The 19513-nt window shown below is 70.4% G+C and carries 14 protein-coding genes; 8 read left to right on the forward strand and 6 right to left on the reverse strand.

Going from position 1 to position 19513, the window contains the following annotated elements; all coding sequences use genetic code 11:
* The first annotated feature begins 270 nt into the window (after nucleotides 1-270).
* Nucleotides 271-948 carry a DUF4328 domain-containing protein gene (locus tag KME79_RS31600; protein WP_219548320.1) on the forward strand — a complete coding sequence of 226 codons (678 nt, stop codon included), beginning with the start codon at nucleotides 271-273 and terminating at the stop codon, nucleotides 946-948.
* Here KME79_RS31600 and KME79_RS31605 read toward each other — a convergent pair.
* The 3 genes from KME79_RS31605 to KME79_RS31615 all read right to left on the reverse strand — a co-directional run bounded on the left by KME79_RS31605 (nucleotide 945) and on the right by KME79_RS31615 (nucleotide 6107).
* Nucleotides 945-2285 (reverse strand): maltokinase N-terminal cap-like domain-containing protein, encoded by a 1341-nt coding sequence (locus KME79_RS31605; RefSeq protein ID WP_219548322.1) that lies wholly within the window; start codon nucleotides 2283-2285, stop codon nucleotides 945-947. The two genes, KME79_RS31600 and KME79_RS31605, sit on opposite strands and share 4 nt — an antisense overlap.
* A gap of 3 nt (nucleotides 2286-2288) precedes the next feature.
* Nucleotides 2289-3989 (reverse strand): maltose alpha-D-glucosyltransferase, encoded by a 1701-nt coding sequence (gene treS, locus KME79_RS31610; protein ID WP_148029430.1) that lies wholly within the window; start codon nucleotides 3987-3989, stop codon nucleotides 2289-2291.
* Between the two features lie 72 nt (nucleotides 3990-4061).
* Nucleotides 4062-6107: an alpha-1,4-glucan--maltose-1-phosphate maltosyltransferase gene (locus KME79_RS31615; protein WP_219548324.1), complete on the reverse strand. Its 2046-nt coding sequence runs from the start codon at nucleotides 6105-6107 to the stop codon at nucleotides 4062-4064.
* 238 nt (nucleotides 6108-6345) lie between these two features.
* Here KME79_RS31615 and glgP point away from each other — a divergent pair, with 238 nt between their 5' ends.
* Both glgP and KME79_RS31625 read left to right on the forward strand, forming a co-directional pair.
* Nucleotides 6346-8928: an alpha-glucan family phosphorylase gene (gene glgP / locus KME79_RS31620; RefSeq protein WP_219548326.1), complete on the forward strand. Its 2583-nt coding sequence runs from the start codon at nucleotides 6346-6348 to the stop codon at nucleotides 8926-8928.
* A 45-nt stretch (nucleotides 8929-8973) separates the two neighbouring features.
* The gene (locus tag KME79_RS31625; RefSeq protein WP_308249120.1) at nucleotides 8974-9870 is read left to right on the forward strand and encodes a MurR/RpiR family transcriptional regulator; all 897 of its coding nucleotides are present in this window, start codon (nucleotides 8974-8976) and stop codon (nucleotides 9868-9870) included.
* Here KME79_RS31625 and KME79_RS31630 read toward each other — a convergent pair.
* Entirely contained in the window at nucleotides 9833-11746 is a 1914-nt protein-coding gene (locus KME79_RS31630; RefSeq protein ID WP_219548328.1) for an N-acetylmuramoyl-L-alanine amidase, read from the reverse strand. The genes KME79_RS31625 and KME79_RS31630 overlap by 38 nt on opposite strands.
* 151 nt (nucleotides 11747-11897) lie before the next feature.
* On the opposite strand from KME79_RS31630, the gene KME79_RS31635 reads away from it, so the two are divergent.
* On the forward strand, nucleotides 11898-12671 hold the full coding sequence (locus tag KME79_RS31635) for an enoyl-CoA hydratase/isomerase family protein (protein WP_219548330.1): 774 nt from the start codon (nucleotides 11898-11900) through the stop codon (nucleotides 12669-12671).
* On the opposite strand, the gene KME79_RS31640 is transcribed toward KME79_RS31635, so the two are convergent.
* Together KME79_RS31640 and KME79_RS31645 are read right to left on the reverse strand one after the other, a co-directional pair.
* On the reverse strand, nucleotides 12668-13753 hold the full coding sequence (locus KME79_RS31640) for an endo-1,4-beta-xylanase (protein ID WP_219548332.1): 1086 nt from the start codon (nucleotides 13751-13753) through the stop codon (nucleotides 12668-12670). The two genes, KME79_RS31635 and KME79_RS31640, sit on opposite strands and share 4 nt — an antisense overlap.
* Nucleotides 13750-15108 carry a glycoside hydrolase family 30 protein gene (locus KME79_RS31645; protein ID WP_219548334.1) on the reverse strand — a complete coding sequence of 453 codons (1359 nt, stop codon included), beginning with the start codon at nucleotides 15106-15108 and terminating at the stop codon, nucleotides 13750-13752. The genes KME79_RS31640 and KME79_RS31645 overlap by 4 nt, the downstream gene beginning before the upstream one ends.
* Nucleotides 15109-15309: 201 nt before the next feature.
* On the opposite strand from KME79_RS31645, the gene KME79_RS31650 reads away from it, so the two are divergent.
* The 4 genes from KME79_RS31650 (at nucleotide 15310) to KME79_RS31665 (ending at nucleotide 19505) form a co-directional block, all read left to right on the forward strand.
* On the forward strand, nucleotides 15310-15693 hold the full coding sequence (locus tag KME79_RS31650; protein ID WP_219548336.1) for a hypothetical protein: 384 nt from the start codon (nucleotides 15310-15312) through the stop codon (nucleotides 15691-15693).
* The gene (locus KME79_RS47165; protein ID WP_219548338.1) at nucleotides 15684-16898 is read left to right on the forward strand and encodes a DUF6395 domain-containing protein; all 1215 of its coding nucleotides are present in this window, start codon (nucleotides 15684-15686) and stop codon (nucleotides 16896-16898) included. Before KME79_RS31650 ends, KME79_RS47165 begins: the two co-directional genes overlap by 10 nt.
* Nucleotides 16899-16932: 34 nt before the next feature.
* Nucleotides 16933-17775: a M55 family metallopeptidase gene (locus KME79_RS31660; protein WP_219548340.1), complete on the forward strand. Its 843-nt coding sequence runs from the start codon at nucleotides 16933-16935 to the stop codon at nucleotides 17773-17775.
* A gap of 179 nt (nucleotides 17776-17954) precedes the next feature.
* Entirely contained in the window at nucleotides 17955-19505 is a 1551-nt protein-coding gene (locus KME79_RS31665; RefSeq protein ID WP_219548343.1) for a flavin monoamine oxidase family protein, read from the forward strand.
* Nucleotides 19506-19513: the final 8 nt, after the last annotated feature.

Genomic DNA, 19513 nt, shown 5'->3' on the forward strand with positions numbered 1-19513 from the left:
GTCGACCACGTCGGCCTGGTGAAGAAGGACAACGGCGACGGCACGATCACCACGATCGAGGGCAACACCGGCAACGGCAAGGTCGAGGAGCGCATCCGGCCCGTGTCCCAGGTGACCGGCTACGGCTGCCCCGAGTACAAGGCCGCCTGAACGGCCTGACAACCGTCTCGGGTTGATCACGGATGGGTGCCGGGTCGGACACCCGGGTGCTTCCGGCTCGGCGATCTCGTAAGACTGGCGGGCTCTTCACCCCCCATTCGAGAGGTCACCATGTACCCGTTACCGTTACGCCCGGCCCGCGGGGTCGCCTTCCTCGCCGTGGGCGCGCTGGTGCTCCACTCCCTCGTCGCCGTCGGCGTCATCGTGGTCGACCTGCAGCGGGCCGCGTTCATCGACCGCGTGATCGCCGACCCGGCCGCCATCACGATGGAGGAGGTCGAGGCCAGTGACGCCCTCTACGCCCTCACCGGCATGGCGGAGCTCGGCGTCTACGTCCTCACGGCCGTGGCCTTCCTGGTCTGGATCTTCCGGGTACGGGCGAACGCCGAGATCCTGGCGCCGGACGAGCAACGGCATTCCCGGCCCTGGGCCATCTTGGCGTGGTTCGTACCGATCATCAGTCTCTGGTTCCCGAAGCGGATCGTCGACGACATCTGGAGCGCCAGCCATCGGGACGAGAACGATCCTTGGCCGCGCTCGGGGCTGGTCACGCTCTGGTGGGCGCTCTGGCTGATCGGCAACTGGGTGGCGCTCGTGGCCGGGCGGCTGTTCTTCAACGCCGAAGAGCTGGAGTCCATGGCGTCGGCGGCCAGGTTCGACGTGCTGAGCTGCGCGCTGATGCTGGTGGCGGCGGTGCCGGCGGCCCTGGTGGTCCTGCGGATCAGCAACGCGCAGGAGGCGCGGCGCCCCGCCGCTCCGGTGTCGCCCTTCGAGAGCCCGGCCGTCTAGCGGAAGGCGGCCAAGGGGATCGACACCCAGGTGGGGCGGTTGCGGGCCTCGTACACGACCTCGTAGACCGCCTTCGACAGTTCGAACGCCCGCAGCAGCGCCGTGTCGGCGGGGGTGATGACGCCGCCGCCCTCGGCGTAGCCCTCCAGGAACGCGGCCCTGTTGCGCTTGGCCCATTCCTCGGCCATCGGCTCCAGGCGTGCCGCCTCGGAGTGGTCCGCCAGCAGGTGCCTGGCCGCGTAGTCGAACGAGCGCAGCATGCCGGCCACGTCGCGCAGCGGCGAGGAGAGCGCGCGGCGCTCGGCCAGCGGCTGGCCGGGCTCGCCCTCGAAGTCGAGCACCACCCAGTCGGTGGTGGTGCGCATGACCTGGCCCAGGTGGTAGTCGCCGTGCACCCGCTGGACGCGCACCTCGGTGGTCAGCTCCTCGGCCCGGTGGTAGGCGAGCTCCAGGGCGGGCACGTGCTCGCGCAGTTCGGGGACCTCGCCCACGGCGCGGCCGAGCTGGCGCCTGAAGTCCTCGGCCATCCGCTTGATCTCGTGCGGCTCCATCACCTCCGTGCCGAACGCCTCGCGCAGCTCGTGGTGGACGCGGGCGGTGGCCGCGCCGAGCCGGCCCGCCTCGGCGGCGAAGTCGCCGCCCGCCTCAGCGGCGGGGAGGCCGGGCAGCGAGTTGTAGAGGTCGCGCACGCTGGTGAGCGCCAGGTCCCAGCCGTCGGTGGAGTTCGACAGGAACTCCTGCATGATCGCCAGCGTGGTCGGGGTCTCGTCGAGGTCGGTCTCGATCCACCCGTACGGCTGCGCGATGTGCGGCGCCTGCCTGATCGCGAGCGCGGTGACGATCTCCAGCTCCGGGTTGACGCCGGGGACGAGCCGGCGGAAGAGCTTGCAGATGTACTCCTCGCCGAACACCAGCGAGGTGTTGGACTGCTCGGCCCCCAGCACCAGGCTGCGCTGGTTGGTGTCGATCTCGACGCCGGGCAGGTGGTGGAACCGCACGCCCGCCCGGCCCGAGCCGGCCGCCATCGACTCCAGGATCCAGCGGGTCAGCTCGTGGTCGTGGACGGCGTCGTACACCACGCATTCCCCGTCGTCCGCCGCGTACGGCCCGATGAAGGCGTGGGTGAGGGTGTCGGGAAGCTCCCTGCGCAGGCCGAGCGGGAGCTGGTAGCGCTCGCGGGACCCCTCCTGCCACACCGACACGATCAGGTGGCGCAGGCTCGGGTCGCCCGCCTCGATGACGACGTCGGAGTCGATCGACAGCGAGTCGATCGGGCGCCCCTTGCCGCCGAACCAGCGTTGGCGTGCGATCCATGCGGCAAGGAGCTCCTCCAGCACGTCCTACTCCTCCTGGGTGTGGGCCGGCGGCAAAGTGAACCAGTAGAACCCATGCCCAGGGAGCGTCAAAAGATACGGAAGTTCGCCAATCGGTGGAAATGGCACGCCACCCATGGTCTCCACGGGCGAGACGCCGACGAACCTGCGCAGGTCCAGCTCCACCGGCTGCGGGAAGCGGGACAGGTTGTTCACGCAGAGCATGCGGTCGTCGCCCAGCTCGCGGACGAACGCCAGCACGCTCGGGTTGGAGGAGTTGAGCTCGATGAACTCGCCGAGCCCGAACACCGGGTGGCGCTTGCGGATCTCGATCATCCGGCGGGTCCAGTGGAGCAGCGAGCCGGCGTTCTTCTGCTGGGCCTCGACGTTGAGCCCCTGGTAGCCGTAGATCGGGTCCATGATCACCGGCAGGTAGAGACGGCCGGGGTCGCAGTCGGAGAAGCCCGCGTTGCGGTCCGGGTCCCACTGCATGGGGGTGCGGACGCCGTCGCGGTCGCCGAGCCAGATGTTGTCGCCCATGCCGATCTCGTCGCCGTAGTAGAGCACCGGCGAGCCGGGCAGCGAGAGCAGCAGGGCGGTGAACAGCTCGATCTGGTTGCGGTCGTTCTCCAGCAGGGGCGCCAGCCGGCGGCGGATGCCGACGTTCGCCCGCATACGGGGGTCTTTCGCATATTCGGTATACATGTAGTCGCGTTCTTCGTCCGTGACCATTTCGAGGGTCAGCTCGTCGTGATTGCGGAGGAAGATTCCCCACTGGCAGTTTTCCGGAATTTTCGGCGTTTGTGCCAAAATTTCGGAAATGGGGTAGCGGGACTCCCGGCGGACCGCCATGAAAATGCGGGGCATCAGCGGGAAATGGAAAGCCATGTGGCATTCGTCCCCGCCGCCCACCGGGTCGCCGAAATACTCCACCACGTCCGAAGGCCACTGGTTGGCCTCGGCCAGCAGCACCCGGTCCGGGTAGAGCCTGTCGACCTCGGCCCGCACGCGCTTGAGGTATTCGTGCGTCTTCGGGAGGTTCTCGCAGTTGGTGCCCTCCTCCTCGAAGAGGTACGGCACCGCGTCCAGCCGGAACCCGTCGATGCCCAGGTCGAGCCAGAAGCGCAGCACCTCCAGCATCGCGTCCTGCACCGCGGGGTTCTCGTAGTTGAGATCCGGCTGGTGATGGAAGAACCGGTGCCAGTAGTACTGCCCGCGCACCTGGTCATACGTCCAGTTGGACGTCTCGGTGTCGATGAAGATGATGCGGGCGTCGGGGTAGCGCGTGTCGGTGTCGGACCAGACGTAGAAGTCGCCGAACGGCCCCTCCGGGTCGTGGCGGGAAGCCTGGAACCACGGGTGGGCGTCGCTGGTGTGGTTCATCACCAGGTCGGCGATGACCCGCATGCCGCGCTTGTGCGCCTCTTCGACCAGCCGTACGAAGTCGCCGAGATCACCGAACTCCGGGAGGATCTTCATGAAGTCGGCGATGTCGTAGCCGCCGTCGCGCAGCGGTGACTCGTACAGCGGGAGCAGCCAGAGGCAGTCGACGCCGAGCCACTGCAGGTAGTCGAGTTTGCCGATGAGGCCGCGGATGTCGCCCGTGCCGTCGCCGTTGGAGTCGGCGAACCCTCTGATCAGCACCTCGTAGAAGACGGCACGCCGGTACCAGTAGGGGTCGCGTGGTTTCTCGTCGTCGAAGGTGTTGGGAATGGGTGTGGAGCTCATGAGCTCTCCTCTCGGGTGCTCATGAGGGAGGCGCTTGCACACACTGTTGAAGACTCCCCGCTGAATTCAGCTCTACCGTGGCGACGCTCGTACGGTGAGAAGGTGGGCCGGCTGGATGTGAGGGTCGAGACGCACGTAGTTGTTCTGTCTCCAACGGTACGACTCGCCGGAAAACTCGTCGTCCACCACGAACTCGGCGTTCCAGTCGAGCCCGAGGGCGGGCAGGTCGAGGTCTACCGTGGCCTCGTGCGTATGGTGCGGATCGAGGTTGATCACCGCTATGACGACGTCGCCCAGTCCGTGCCGTCGTGTGGCCGCGTCGTAGGCGCCGGGCAGCCGTTTGGAGAAGCAGATGATGTCCGGCTGGTCGACCCGGTGGAACCGTAGGTTACGCAATTCCTGCAGGGCCGGGTGGGCCCTTCTGAAGAGATTCAGGTGGGTGATGAAGGGCGCCAGGCTGCGGCCCTCCCGCTCCGCGGTCACCCAGTCACGCGGCCGGTACTGGTACTTCTCGCTGTCGAGATACTCCTCGCTGCCGGGACGTACCGGCACGTTCTCCGCGAGTTCGTAGCCCGAGTACACCCCCCACGTCGGCGAGGCCGTCGCCGCCAGCACGGCCCTGATCTTGAACGCCGGGACCCCGCCGTGCTGCAGGTACTCGTGCAGGATGTCCGGCGTGTTGACGAACAGGTTGGGCCGCAGGAAGTGGGACGTGGCGTGGGACAGCTCCGCCAGGTAGTCCTCGACGTCCCACTTGGAGTTCTTCCAGGTGTAGTACGTGTACGACTGGTGGAAGCCGATCTTGCCCAGCGCGTGCAGCATCGGCGGCCGGGTGAACGCCTCCGACAGGAACAGCACGTCAGGGTCGGTGGCGTGGATGTCGGCCATGAGGCGCTCCCAGAACGCCACCGGCTTGGTGTGCGGGTTGTCCACCCGGAAGATCCGCACGCCGTGGTCCATCCAGTGGCGCAGCACCCGCTTGATCTCCGCGTACAGGCCCTCGGGGTCCTTGTCGAAGTTGAGCGGGTAGATGTCCTGATACTTCTTGGGCGGGTTCTCGGCGTACGCGATCGTGCCGTCGGCCCGGACGGTGAACCACTCCGGGTGCTCCTTGACCCACGGATGGTCGGGGGAGCACTGCAGCGCGAAGTCGAGCGCCACCTCCATGCCCAGCTCGCGGGTGCGGCCGACGAAGTCGTCGAAGTCGTCGATGGTGCCCAGGTCGGGGTGGACGGCGTCGTGCCCGCCGTCCTCCGAGCCGATCGCCCACGGCGAGCCGGGGTCGTCGGGCTCGGGGTTGAGCGTGTTGTTGCGTCCCTTGCGGAAGGTGTGGCCGATCGGGTGGATCGGGGGCAGGTAGACGACGTCGAAGCCCATCTTGGCAATGGCGGGCAGTCGCTTGGCCGCAGTCTGGAAATTTCCGGACTTGGAGGCGCCGACGCCGTTGACCACGGCCCCCTCCGACCGCGGGAAGAACTCGTACCAGGAGCCGTAGAGCGCCCGCCGCCTGGACACCCGCACCTTCTGCTGCCTGGACCTGGTGACCAGCTCGCGCAGCGGGTGGGCCGCCAGCAGCGAGGCCGTCTCGGGCAGCTGCGCGATCGACAGCCGGGCCCGCGGGTCGAGGTCCTCGTCGCGCAGCCTCGCCGCGACGCCGAGCAGCGCGGCCCGGTGGCCGCAGGCGCTCTCGCCGTTGGCGCCGTCGGGAGCCGGGCAGTCGGCCTGCCGCACGGCCCTGGCCGCGCGCTCGAACAGGCGCGCGCCCTCCTCGCACATGAGATCGGTGTCGAGCCCGCGCGGGATCTTGATGTCGGCGTCGTGCAGCCAGCTGGCGATGGGGTCGCTCCACGCCTCCACGCGGTAGAGCCAGTCGCCCTCGCTCGGCAGGCAGACCTCCACGGCCCACCGGTCGGTGCCGGGGGCGGTCTCGCGCATCGGTCTCAGCCTGCCCCGCTGCCCGTCCGGCGCGGTGAGAACCACTCCGGCGGCCACGGCGTCATGGCCCTCCCGGAACACGGTCGCGGAGACCTCGAAGGTCTCGCCGGCGACCGCCTTGGCGGGCCACTGCCCGCAGTCGACGACGGGGGAGATGTCCGTGATGGGAATTCGTCCGATCATCGCATTTCAAGGTTTGCGACGGCACTCGGTACCGCCGGAGGCTTTCCTGGCAGGATCGATCCTTGCACGTGAATTGCGGGCAGCGATGGATAGAGCTCCCGAGTGTCCCCGGGAGAACCTGACATGGGGGAAAGTTGCCCCAAAAGTCTCCCTTCATGCTTCATCTCGGAAGGGGTTTGAAAGCCGGGACTGGGGGTGAAGGAACCAGACGTTCCTCCTAGCCCGTAGGGTTCACATTGTGAGAGCTATCCGCCGGTTCACCGTCCGGACCGTCCTGCCCGCGGAGCTGGCCGCACTCGGCGAGCTCGTCCACAATCTGCGCTGGTCATGGCACCCAGAGACGATGGATCTCTTCGCCGAGGTCGACCCCGTCCTCTGGGAGCGGGTCGGCCACGACCCGGTCGCGCTGCTGGGCGCCGTGGGGCCCGACCGGCTGGCCGAACTGGCCGCCGACCGCCGCTTCCGCCGGCGGCTCGCCGACGCCGCGGACGACCTGCGCGAGTACATGACCGCGCCGCGGTGGTACCAGACGCTGCCCGACGCCGCGCGGGCCATCGCCTACTTCTCACCCGAGTACGGCATCGCCGCCGCGCTGCCGCAGTACTCGGGCGGCCTCGGCATCCTGGCGGGCGACCACCTCAAGGCGGCCAGCGACCTCGGCGTGCCGATCCTGGCCGTGGGCCTGCTCTACCGCCACGGCTACTTCACCCAGTCGCTCTCGCCCGAGGGCTGGCAGCTGGAGCACTACCCGTCGCTCGACGCCGGGGGCCTGCCGCTGAGCCTGCTCAAGGAGCCCGGCGGCGCGCCGGTCAAGATCCGCATCTCGCTGCCCGACGACCGGGTGCTGCACGCCCAGGTCTGGATGGCGCAGGTCGGGCGGGTCCCGCTGCTGCTGCTCGACTCCGACGTGGCCGAGAACGACAGCGCCGCCCGCGACGTCACCGACCGGCTCTACGGCGGCGGCACCGACCACCGGCTGATGCAGGAGCTCCTGCTCGGCGTGGGCGGGGTGCGCGCCATCCGGGCCTTCTGCCGCATCACCGGCAACCCCGACCCCGAGGTGTTCCACACCAACGAGGGCCACGCGGGCTTCCTCGGCCTGGAGCGCATCCGCGAGCTGACCGAGTCCAGGCTCTCCTTCGACGAGGCGCTGGAGGCGGTGCGGGCCGGCACGGTGTTCACCACCCACACCCCGGTGCCCGCGGGCATCGACCGGTTCCCCGTCGACATGATCGCCCGCCAGTTCGGCGGCGGCAACGCCTGGCCGACCGTGCCCGTCGAGCGCATCCTCGAACTCGGCGCCGAGGCCGATCCCGGCCGGTTCAACATGGCCGTCATGGGCATGCGGCTGGCCCAGCGCGTCAACGGCGTGTCCGAGCTGCACGGCGAGGTCAGCCGGGACATGTTCAAGGACCTGTGGCCCGGCTTCGACGTCGACGAGGTGCCGATCGGCTCGATCACCAACGGCGTCCACGCGCCCACCTGGGTCGGCCGCGAGTTCATGGAGCTGGCCGGCCGCGAGCTGCCGTCGCTGCTGGAGCGGGCGCGCGGCTGGGAGGGCGTGCAGAAGATCTCCGACACGGAGATCTGGGAGATCAGGCGCGAGCTCCGCGGCCGCCTGGTCGAGGGCGCGCGGGCGCGGCTGCGCCAGTCGTGGCTCGACCGCGGCGCCTCGCCGGCCGAGCTGGGCTGGATCGACGACGTGCTCGACCCCGAGGTGCTGACGATCGGGTTCGCCCGGCGGGTGCCGTCCTACAAGCGGCTCACGCTCATGCTCAGCGACCCCGAGCGGCTGAGCGAGCTGCTGCTCGACCCCGACAAGCCGGTGCAGATCCTGATCGCGGGCAAGGCCCACCCGGCCGACGAGGGCGGCAAGAAGCTCATCCAGCAGATCGTCAAGTTCGCCGACCGCGCCGACGTCCGCCATCGCATCGTCTTCCTGCCCGACTACGACATGGCCCTGGCCCAGCTGCTGGTGCAGGGCTGCGACGTGTGGCTCAACAACCCGCTGCGCCCGCTGGAGGCGTCCGGCACCTCCGGCATGAAGTCGGCGCTCAACGGCGGACTCAACCTGTCCATCCGCGACGGCTGGTGGGACGAGTGGTATGACGGCACCAACGGCTGGGCCATCCCCACGGCCGACGGGGTGACCGACCCCGACCGGCGTGACGAGCTGGAGGCCACCGCGCTGTACGACCTGATCGAGCACGAGGTGGCCGACCGCTTCTACGACCGGGCCGCCGACGGGCTGCCCCGCCGCTGGATGGAGATGGTCAAGCACACCCTGACCTCGCTCGGGCCCAAGGTGCTCGCCGGGCGCATGCTCCGCGACTACGTGGTGGGCCTCTACACGCCCGCCGCCAGGGCCGCGCGGGCGCTGGCGGCCGACGGGTACGCTCCCGCGCGGGCGTTCGCCGACTGGCGGCTCAAGGTCACCAAGGAGTGGCCGGGCGTGCGCGTCGAGCACGTGGAGGCCTCGGGCGTCGGGGACACGCCGGAGGTCGGGGCCTCGCTGGAGCTGCGGGCCACGATCACTCTCGGCGACCTGGAGCCCGGCGACGTGCTGGTGGAGGCCGCCTACGGCAGGGTCGGCCCGCACGACGAGCTGATCCATCCCGAGTACGCCGAGCTGACCGCGGCCGGGGTCGACGACGACGGCCGCGCCCACTTCACCGGGGTGGTCCCGCTCGGCCGCACCGGCGCCTTCGGCTACACCGTCCGGGTCGTGCCGCACCACCCGCTGGTGGCCGCGCGGGCCGAGCTGGGGCTGATCGCCGTGCCCGAGGAGCCGGTCGGCATGACCAACGGCACCCTGCGCTGATTACGCGGTGTAGAAATCAGGTCAACCAACGGCATAATCGGGTCTGTGGACGACAACGGCAACGGCATGCGAGCCGACACCCTGGTGGCCACGGTCCGTGGTGTGCTGCCGTCTCTGACGCCCGCTGCCCGCACCGTCGCCCAGCTGATCCTCGAGGACCCGGCGACGGTGGCCCGCAGCACGATCACGGAGCTGTCGGCGGCGTCGGGCACGAGCGAGGCGACGATCGTGCGCACCGCCAGGCTGCTCGGCTTCGCGGGTTACCCGCAGCTGCGCCTGGCGCTGGCCGCGGCCGCCGCCCAGCCCGACCGGCTGGTGCCGGGTGACCTGGCCCCCGACGATCCGCTGTCGGAGGTCATCCAGAAGGTCGCCAGGGCCGAGTCCGAGGCGATCAACGACACGGTCGCCCAGCTCACCTCCGAGCGGCTCGGCCTGGTCGTCGACGCCATCGTCGGCGCCCGCCGCATCGACGCCTACGGGGTGGGCGCCTCCGGCCTGGTGGCCGAGGACGTCGCGCAGAAGCTGCTGCGCATCGGCCTGTCCAGCCACGCCTTCCAGGACGCCCACCTGGCGCTGACCAGCGCGGTGCTGCTCAAGGACGGCGACGTGGCGATCGGCATCAGCACCTCGGGCGAGACGCCCGACGTGATCGAGCCGCTGCGCCGGGCGGGGGAGGCCGGCGCGACCACGGTCGCCATCACCAACAACCCCCGCTCGTCCATCGCGGAGCTGGCCGAGCACGTGCTCATCTCGGCCGGGCGCGAGACGGAGTTCCGTCCCGGCGCCCTGGCCAGCCGCATCAGCCAGCTCCTCGTCGTCGACTGCGTCTTCGTCGGCGTCGCCCAGCGCACCTACGACTCCTCGCAGGAGGCGCTGGCCAGCACCAGGCGCGCCGTCTCGGAGTTCACCCGGAGAACGTCACCCGCACGTCGTCAGCCTTGACGAACATGATCCGGTGCCCGAACTGGATCTGCAGATACTTCGTCTTGCCCCGGACCACCTGGTGGTTCGCCGGGTCGAAGGTGACGGCCCGGTAATACTCGGTCGCCGCCGTCCCGGCCAGTGTGTACTTCTCGCCCGCCGAGAACGTGTACTGCAGCGGCGTGACCGCCTGGTACGGGACGCCCTCGGGGTAGGCGGCCTCCTCCGGGTAGGCCCTGCCGTACACCGGCACCGTCGCCAGGCCCGGCCTGGGCGTGACCACGAGCCCCATCGACGGCACGGCGGTCGGCGCGGACGCCGGGTTGTGGAACCACGCCTTCTGGCCGAGATACCAGATCGCCGTCCAGTCGCCCTGCCGGTCGGCCACCGCGTACCGCTGACCGGTGCTGGCCCGCGCGCTGTGGTCGTACACGCTGTAGAGGGACTCGCCCGTGGGGTGCTTGCCGATGTCCTTCACCAGCGGCGCGTCCTCGCGCGGCTCGGTGCGCAGCCAGACGGTGTGCGCGGGCAGCGGCGGGCAGGCGGCCTCCGGGTTCTGCCGGTCGCAGCCGTAGAAGTACGGCTTGTTGTTCTGGAAGTCGGGCCTGATCATGACCGCGCCGGAGCGGGGGCCGCCGAACGGGTGCAGCGGGGCGCCGAGCAGCTTGAAGTAGTGCGCCCAGTCCCAGAACGGCCCGGGGTCCTCGTGCATGCCGCGCACCGTGGTCGGGAGCGTGCCGGGCACGTTGTCGTGGCCGATGATGTGCGCCCGGTCGAGCGGCACGCCGTGCCGGAGCGCCAGGTAGCGCACCAGTTTGGCCGACGTCCGGTACATCGCCTCGGTGTACCAGGTGTGGCCCTCGGCCAGGAAGCCCTCGTGCTCCAGCCCGATCGACTTGGCGTTGATGTACCAGTTGCCGGCCTGCCAGGCGACGTCCTTGGCCTTGATGTGCTGGGCGATGTGCCCGTCGGAGGAGCGGAGCGAGTACTGCCAGCTCGCCCGGTAGGCCGGGTTCCGCACCAGTCCGACGGAGGGGCCGAAGTAGCCCTCCATGTCATGGATGACGATGTAGTCGATCTTCTGGGAGCTGGGGCGGTTCGCCAGGTCGTGGTTGCCGTAGCCGCCGCCTGGCAGCTCGGCGTAGCCGGCCGGGATCCACTCGCACGACACCGTGCTCGGGCACTCCACGCCGTCGCGGCGCGGCGCGCGCAGCCCCAGCTTCTCCAGCCACGCCACGACCTTGCCCAGGTTCGGGACGGGGCTGAGCCTGACCCGGTGGCCGTCGTCGGTGACCCGCTCCTCACCGGACTTGATCGTGGCGAAGACCTCGTCGGCGAAGAACCGGGCGGCCTCCTGCTGCTCGGCGCCCGAGTACTTGGCGACCGCGCCGTACCACTGGCCGGGATCGTCGCTGAGCGGCGCGCCGATCGACTTCTGGTAGTCGGCCAGCAGCGCGGCGCCGCCCCTGATGTTGGCGGCAGGGTCGGCGCGCAGCCGTTCGCGGCTCTCGCCGGTCAGCTCGGCCGCCCGCTCCAGGGTGCGCAGCGCGGCGGGGATCTCGGCGGGCCCGGGCGCCTCGGCCGCCGGGACGGCCGGCCTGCTGTCGTCGCCGCGCGGGTCCTCCTCGTCCTGACCGTGGTGGTTGGAGCCGGTGTACGAGGCCGCGTCGGTCAGGTGCATGGGGCCGAAGCCCGCGTTGTTGCTGGGCGTCCCGGCGTGGGCGTCCCAGCGCGACTCCAGGTAGGAGACGCCGAGCAGCACGCTCTCGGGGACCTGGAACTCCTCGGCCGCCGCCGCGAAGGCCTGCTGCCGGTCGTCGGGCTCGGTGGCCGACGCGGCCGTGACGTGGGCTAAGGGCAGGATGGCGACCGCCGCGATCGCCAGCGCTCTGCGCATGTACCGCTCCTTGCTGGGGGCTGTCAGAACGGAGTCAGCGTCTCAACATTTTCCTTCTCTGGCGAGAGTTTTGCGAAGAAATTCTTCATCGACTGGGTCACCAGACAGACCTGCCGGAACCGGCGAAAAGGCGGCCGGTAGGGTTCGCTCCATGGCTGAGTTCGTAAGCGTCGAGGTGGCCGACCAGATCGCCACGATCAGACTCGACCGTCCGAAGATGAACGCCCTCGACGCCCAGGTCCAGCGGGAGATCGCCGAAACGGCCCGTCTCGTGGACGACGATCCCGGAGTGCACGCCGTGGTGATCTACGGCGGCGAGCGGGTGTTCGCCGCGGGCGCGGACATCAAGGAGATGGCGGTCATGTCGTACGCCGACATGTACGCGCACTCGCGCGCCCTGCAGGACAGCCTCACCGCCGTCGCCCGCATCGGCAAGCCGGTCATCGCCGCCATCACCGGCTACGCGCTCGGCGGCGGCTGCGAGCTCGCCCTGTGCGCCGACTTCCGGGTCGCCGGGGAGTCCGCCAAGCTGGGCCAGCCTGAGATCCAGCTCGGCATCATCCCCGGCGCCGGCGGCACCCAGAGGCTGCCGCGTCTGATCGGCCCGGCCCGCGCCAAGGACCTCATCTTCAGCGGCCGTCACGTGCCCGCCGCCGAGGCGCTGGCCATCGGCCTGGTCGACCGGGTCGTGCCCGACGCCGAGGTCTACCAGGCCGCGCGCGAGTGGGCCGCGACCTTCACAGGCGGGCCCGCGATCGCGCTGCGGGCCGCCAAACTGGCCGTCGACCGGGGGATGGAGGTGGACCTCGACTCCGGCCTGGAGATCGAGAGGCTCCAGTTCTCCGGCATCTTCGCGACGGAGGACGCGAAGACCGGCATGACCGCCTTCACCGAGAAGTCCACCCCCGAGTTCACCGGCCGCTAGCGCCTCGCGGTCGCCAGCAGGGCCTGATAGGCGGGCTTGGGCCGCAGGTTCTCGTCGAGGATGCAGGCCGCGCCCTCGCCGTCGAACCAGCCGGGCACCCACGAGTGCCGGTCGGTGTAGCCCCAGACGGTGAACTCGCGGCAGGCCTTGACGCTCAGGCAGTCGGTCAGCGCCCTGCTGTAGTACTCGGCCTGGGTGGCGAGCTTCTCGGGCGTGACGGGCAGCACCATCCGCACGTCCATCTCGGTGACCGCGATCTCCAGGCCGAGGGCGGCGAAGCGCCGCATGACGTTGGCCCAGTCACCGGGGTAGTCGTACTGGATGCCCAGGTGACCCTGGAAGCCCATGCCGTCGATCGGCACCCGCTGCGCCTGCAGCTCCTGGACGATGCTCAGGTAGCGGTCGATCTTGCCCTGGTTCCACTCGACGTTGTAGTCGTTCAGGTAGAGCTTGGCGCGCGGGTCGGCGGCGCGGGCCCAGCGGAAGGCGTCGGCGATGTAGCCGGGGCCGAGGTGCTGCAGCCAGATGGTCTGCCGCATGTTGCCGTCGTCGTCGACGGCCTCGTTGACCACGTCCCAGGCCCTGATCTTGCCCTTGTAGCGGCGGACCTGGGTCTGGACGTGCTCGCGCAGGATCTTCCTGAGCTCGGCGGGGCCGATGGAGCCGTCCTCCACGCCGCTGGTCAGCCAGCCGGGGAGCTGGTTGTGCCAGATCAGCGTGTGGCCGCGCACCTGCTGGCCGTTGCGGCGCGCGTTGGCGACCACCGCGTCCGCGTCGTCCCAGGTGTAGACGCCGCGCTCGGGCTCCACGCTCTCCCACTTCATCGCGTTCTCGGCGGTGAGGTGGGTGAACTCGCGGTTGAGCACGTGCCGGTAGTCGGCCTCGGCACGCAGCGCGGCGACGTCCACGGCGCTGCCGATCCTGATGCCGTGCTTGCGCGCCAGGTCGCGCAGGTCCTTGACGCGGTGGTGGTTCTTCGCGGCGGCGTTCGCGGCGTCCTGGCCGGGGGGCGCGGCGGACGCGGGGAGTGCGAACGCGGGCACGGCGAGCGCCAGCGTGAGCGCGACGATCAGGGGTCTCATCGATGGCCTCCGACGACGATGGTGGTGAGGGCGCGCGGCGGGAGCGTGACGCTCCCGCCGGTGATCCTGCTGGGGGCGAGGTCGTGCGTGCTGTCGGTCAGGTACGCGGTCGCCCGGCTGTGCACGCCGCGCACGCCGCGCACGCCGTGCCAGGTGACCGGCTCGGCGCCGGTGTTGATCACTTCGATGACCGTGGACCCGTCACGGTTGCGGAAGGCCGACGCCTTGAGCGCCGGGTTCGCGGTGGTGGCGTCGAGCCGGACCGCGCCGGGCCTGATGAACCTGCCGTAGGCCGCCAGCGCCCAGAACCGCTTGGCCACCCGGTAGGTCCCGGCCGCGTCGTCGATCTGCATCAGCGCCCTGGTCGCGCCGCGGGAGGCGCCGAACCAGTAGACGTAGGCGTTGGCCCGGCCCAGCGTCAGCGCGTCGTGCACGGCCAGCGCGATGGTCATGCCGTCGTAGCCGCTGTCGTCGTCCCAGTTCTCGTTCCAGGTGGTGCCGTTGGGGTTCCACTCCGACATCCACACCTGGCGGCGGGTGGGAAGCGGGCCGTCCACGGGGCTCGCGTACGTGTGACCGGTGTGGACCTTGACCCAGCGGCGGGCCTCGGGGTCCGCCTCGACGGCCCGGGTGTAGGCGCGCGCCTCGTCCCAGCCGAAGGAGTCGCAGCAGACCACGTTCATGCCCTTGGCGATCGGGCCCAGGACCTTGACGAACGCGGCGGCCTGTTCCGGGGTGAAGCGCATGGAGGCGTACGGGGCCGTGTAGTCGGGCTCGTTGGTGAACGCCAGGTCGGTGATCCGGATGCCCTCCTTCTTGTAGAAGTCGGTGTAGGCGACGAGGTAGCGGGCGTAGGCCTCGGCCCACTCCGGCTTGAGCGTGCCGCCGTTCTTGTCGTCGCCGTTGTCCTTCATGTAGCCGGGGGCGCTCCAGGCGTTGGCGTAGAAGCGCTCGACGCCGTACCGCCGCGCCTCCTTGGCGACCCATACCTGGCTGTTGTCGTCGCCGTCCCAGACGTACCGGGGGCGCGCGTCCGGGCCGCCCGGGTCCTCGGGCTGGTGGGAGACCATGTGGTCGTACGGGCTGCCGGCGGGGGAGGAGCCGATGCCCAGGCGCAGGATGCTCAGCCCGGCCCCCTCGCGCGGGTCGAACCACAGGTCGAGGATCTCGCGTCGCTGTTCGGGTGACAGCGCTTCCAGCAGCTCGTTGCGCCTGAAGGCCTGGGAGAGGCCGAACCCGTCGATGTTCTGGTGGCGGACGTGCTCCCGGACGGTGACGGCCGGGGGGTCCCCGTGCGGCGCGGGGTTCACGGCGGTGAAGCCGAGCAGGGTGACCGCGACAACGCCTCGTAACATGGCGCCTCCGAAACTTTTCGGAAAAGTGACGATATATTTCGTCGCCAGCCGGAAACGTAGATGGCGGGGGCCGCTTCGTCAACACCTCTGTCAAGGTCCGCCGGATATGCCGGATATTCGGTGGCAGAGCCATACCGATCCAGCTACAGCCCGGATTCGGACGGCAGGAGCGAGGGAGGTTTCCGACTATGGTGACGTTCCATGAAGCGCGTCCTCGTCCCCGCGCGGCTGCGTCAAGCCGTGCGTTCGTGGTTCGACTCCCGGTACATCTCGATCGCGGATCACCGCCAGGACATCAGAGACGCTCTCTGGGAGGTGCAGACGCTGCGCCGGGAGATGGCCGCCCTCCAGGCCGAGGTCGAGCGCCTGCGCGCCGCCGTCAGGCAACCGGCCGGGCCGCCGGGGCCGCAGCCCGGGTCCGCCGACGCCCAGCGGGTCGCCGGTGACGCCCACCGCCTGGCCAAGGAGACCGCCCAGGCCCTCGACGGCCTGCTGCAGAACGAGGTCCTCATCTGGCAGGCGATCGACGACCTCAAGGCGCGGGTGCCCGCCGCGGCGCGGGAGGAGCCTCGGCCGTGCGCGTGACCTGGGCTGACGGCCTTCTCACGTTCCGGCTCGACCTCGAAGACCAGATCACCGGCAAGGCCTCCGACGAGTATCCCGTCAAGCTGGCCACGAACTCCTGCACCATCACCGACGTGCCGGACGACGCCCACCCCGACCTGTTCGCCGTCGCCGCCTGGACGGTCGTCGCGCCCTGGACGAGGAAGCGGATCACCTTCGACCGCGCGGTCTCCGCCCGGTTCGCGCAGGCCCTCCATGACGGCTGGGGCGTCGAGGCCGGCCCCGTCGGCGCCGAGCCCCGGGCCGCCGGCGGCACGCTCGCGATCTCGTACAGCGGCGGCGCCGACTCCGTGGCCGCGGCCGCGATCTACCCCGACGCCCCGTTCGTGCACTTCCGCCGGGTGCCGCACCCCCGGGTGCCGAACCGGTGGCCGCACTACCGCTCCGACGTCCTGGCCAGGCTCGCCCAGCAGACCGGCCGGCCGCTCACCACGGTGCGCTCCGACCTGGAGTACACCCTGGCCGAGCCGCGCCCCGGCTATCCGGAGCACCACGCGGTGGCGGCGGGCGCGCTGCTCAACGCCGACCGGCTGGACCTCGGCGGGCTGGGCTTCGGCTACGAGATCGGGTCGCGCTGGCTCGGCGGCGGCCGCTACCTGCACCGCTACACCCCCGACAACCCCATGTGGGCCCCGCACGGCAAGTGGGGCCGGCTCTTCGCCGCGGTGGGCGTGCACATCGTGCTGCCCGTCGGCGGCGTGAGCGAGGCGGTCACCATGCGCCTGGCGCTGGAGTCCGAGCTCGCCGGCCAGGTCCGGTGGTGCCTCAGCGGCGCGGCCGACGGCCCCTGCCGGACCTGCGCCAAGTGCCTGTACAAGGAGCTCATCCAGGCCGCCGTCGAACGCCGCCCGCTCGACACCCCGCTCACCGCCGGCCACCCCCGGGCCAGGAAGTGGCTCTGCCCGCCGCCGTACGGCGGTCAGGAGATGGTCGAGTACGGCCTGGCCCGCATCCCCGGGATCGAGCGGACGCTCTTCGCCGGGGCACTCGACTACTTCGACGCCACGGAGGAGTCCACCAGTTGGCTCGAACACTGCTACCCGCCGGCGCTGGCCGAGATCCCGGAGCCGTGGCGCGAGCGGGCCACCTCGTTCATGACCGCCGAGGTCGGCCTCATGACGGAGAAGGAGATCCACCGGGTCGAGACCTGGGGCTCCACCGGATAACGTCTCCGGCGGCAGCGAGTGAGGGAGTGAGCGCATGAGGGTCTACCTGTCCGTCGACATGGAAGGCGTCACCGGCCTGACCGACCCCGAGGAGATGCACGCGGGCAAGCGCGGGTACGAGCGGGGCTGCGAGCTGATGACGGCCGACGCCAACGCGGCGGTCGAGGGGGCGTTCGCCGCCGGCGCCGGGAAGGTGCTGGTGAACGACGCCCACGGGTCGACCAAGAACCTGCGGATCGACCTGCTCGACCCGCGGGCGACCCTGATCAGGGGGCCGGGCAAGGCGCAGCGGATGGCGCACGGGCTCGACGGGTCCTTCCAGGCGGCCGGCTTCGTCGGCTACCACGCGCGGGCCGGGGTGAGCCACGGCGTGCTCAACCACACGTGGATGGGCAAGGAGATCCAGAACGTCTACCTCAACGGAGAGATCGCCGGGGAGACGCGGGTGGTGGCGGCGTGCGCCGGGTTCCACGGCGTGCCGGTGGTGCTGGTCACCGGTGACGAGGCCGTCGGCGAGGAGGCCCGCCAGCTGCTCGGCGATGTGGAGACGGTGGCGGTCAAGAAGGGGATCGACAAGTTCTCCGCCGAGCTGCTGCCGCCGAGCGTGGCCCAGGGACGGATCCGTGAGGGCATGGCCAGGGCGCTCAGCCGGTTGACCGACTTCACGCCCTACACGATCGATCCCCCGTACACGCTGGGTGTGGAGTGGAACTCGACGGCGATCGCGGCGGCCGTGGCGCTGATCCCCGGGGTGAAGGTGGCGGGGTCGCGGCACACCGAGTTCACGACGGACGACTTCGCGCAGATCATGGCGCTGTTCGGCATCTTCGCGACGATCGGCGGCCAGGTGGCCTGCGGCAGCGGCCCGTACGGGTGAGGGCCCTCGCGTGAGGACCGGGGGCGGGGAGTCGTAGGGTTCCACCGTTCGTCCGGCGTTCCAGGTTTTGCGATGGATTGGTCGGTTCCGTGGGTGTCCCGGGCGGCGGGGCGGCAGCATGGGCGGGTTCGTGACGCCGCGCGGGTCTGACAGCGCGGCCAGGGCTGGAGGCGGGTGGCATGGAAGGCGCGGAGCTGACCAGGCGCGGGCTGCTGGTGGGCATCGGGGCCGCGGGCGGCGCCGGGGCCATGTACGCCGCCATGGGCGCGCTGGGGCTGGCCCCCGACGAGCAGGACAAGACCTTCACCCCGCCCAGGCCGGGCGACTTCTCCCTGCAAGGGCGCGGCGCGGCCAAGGTGGTGATACTCGGCGCCGGCGTGACGGGGCTGACCGCCGCCTACGAGCTGGGCAAGGCCGGCTACGACTGCACGCTGCTGGAGGCCAGGGCCAAGGCCGGCGGGCGCAACCTCACCCTGCGCGGCGGCGACCGGCTGACCGAGCTGAACGGCCCCGCCCAGGAGGTCAAGCTGGGCGAGGGCCTCTACTTCAACGCCGGCCCGGCCCGGATCGCGCAGTGGATGGTGACCCTGGACTACTGCCGCGAACTGGGCGTCCCCATCGAGACGTTCGTCAACAGGAACGCCCAGGCGTACATCCACACCAACGGCCAGTCCGTGCGCCAACGCACCGCCCGCGCCGACATGTACGGATATGTCGCCGAACTGCTCGCGAAGGCCACCGACTCCGGCGCGCTCGACCGCAAGCTCACCGCCGAGGACCGGGATCGGCTGCTCACCTTCCTGCGCCGCTTCGGCGACCTGGGCCCCGAGCTCGACTACGAGGGCTCGCCCCGCCGCGGCTTCTTCGACTACCCGGGCCTGGACGAGGGCAGCCCGTTCCCCCCGCCCGGCAGCCTGGCGCAGGTGCTCGCCGCTGGCACCGGCCGGGCCATCACCAACGACTTCGGCCACGACCAGGCCAGCCCCATGTTCCAGGTCGTCGGCGGCACGGACACGATCGTCACCAGACTGGTGGAGGCCATCGGCGCGGACCGGATCACCACCGGCGCCAAGGTCACCGGGATCACCGACCTGCCCGACGGGGTCGAGGTCACCTGGGACGGCGGCCGGATCAAGGCCGACTACTGCATCGCCACCCTGCCGCCCCACCTGCTCGCCAAGATCCCGCACAACCTGGGCGCGGACGTCACCGCCGCCCTGCGGCTCCCCACGCCCATGTCCACCGGGAAGATCGGCCTGGAGTACGACCGCCGCTGGTGGGAGCTGGAGGACCGGATCTACGGCGGCGTCAGCGAGACCGACCTGGACATCGCACGCATCTGGTACCCCTCGTACGGCTACCACGGCGAGCGCGGCGTGCTGGTCGGCTACTACAACCACGGGCCGGACGCCGAGCTGTACGGCGCGCTCACCCCCGACGACCGCCGCCGCCGCGCGCTCACCCAGGGCAAGAAGATCCACGGCGAGAAGTACCGCACCGGCGTCCTGTCCTCCATCTCCATCGCCTGGGAGCGCCAGGAACACATCCAGGGCGGCTGGGCGAGCTGGCCCGCCTTTGATTCGTCCTTCACTCTTCTGCAACGTCCCAGCGGAAGGGTCTACTTCGCGGGCGACTGGCTCACCCGGCTGACCGCCTGGATGGCCGGAGCGATGGAATCAGCCCGTGGCGTCGTCACTGAGCTGCACAAACGCGTGCTGCAGTCATCGTGACGCCACCC

The sequence above is a fragment of the Nonomuraea harbinensis genome, from assembly GCF_019396385.1.
Lineage (GTDB): Bacteria > Actinomycetota > Actinomycetes > Streptosporangiales > Streptosporangiaceae > Nonomuraea > Nonomuraea ferruginea.

Excerpts from the sequence above, each read along its gene's own strand:
- KME79_RS31615 (WP_219548324.1), bottom strand. The coding sequence starts at position 6,107 with ATGATCGGACGAATTCCCATCACGGACATCTCCCCCGTCGTCGACTGC.
- KME79_RS31635 (WP_219548330.1), top strand. The coding sequence starts at position 11,898 with ATGGCTGAGTTCGTAAGCGTCGAGGTGGCCGACCAGATCGCCACGATC.
- KME79_RS31650 (WP_219548336.1), top strand. The coding sequence starts at position 15,310 with ATGAAGCGCGTCCTCGTCCCCGCGCGGCTGCGTCAAGCCGTGCGTTCG.
- KME79_RS31660 (WP_219548340.1), top strand. The coding sequence starts at position 16,933 with ATGAGGGTCTACCTGTCCGTCGACATGGAAGGCGTCACCGGCCTGACC.
- KME79_RS31640 (WP_219548332.1), bottom strand. The coding sequence starts at position 13,753 with ATGAGACCCCTGATCGTCGCGCTCACGCTGGCGCTCGCCGTGCCCGCG.
- KME79_RS31665 (WP_219548343.1), top strand. The coding sequence starts at position 17,955 with ATGGAAGGCGCGGAGCTGACCAGGCGCGGGCTGCTGGTGGGCATCGGG.
- KME79_RS31645 (WP_219548334.1), bottom strand. The coding sequence starts at position 15,108 with ATGTTACGAGGCGTTGTCGCGGTCACCCTGCTCGGCTTCACCGCCGTG.
- KME79_RS31600 (WP_219548320.1), top strand. The coding sequence starts at position 271 with ATGTACCCGTTACCGTTACGCCCGGCCCGCGGGGTCGCCTTCCTCGCC.
- KME79_RS31630 (WP_219548328.1), bottom strand. The coding sequence starts at position 11,746 with ATGCGCAGAGCGCTGGCGATCGCGGCGGTCGCCATCCTGCCCTTAGCC.
- treS (WP_148029430.1), bottom strand. The coding sequence starts at position 3,989 with ATGAGCTCCACACCCATTCCCAACACCTTCGACGACGAGAAACCACGC.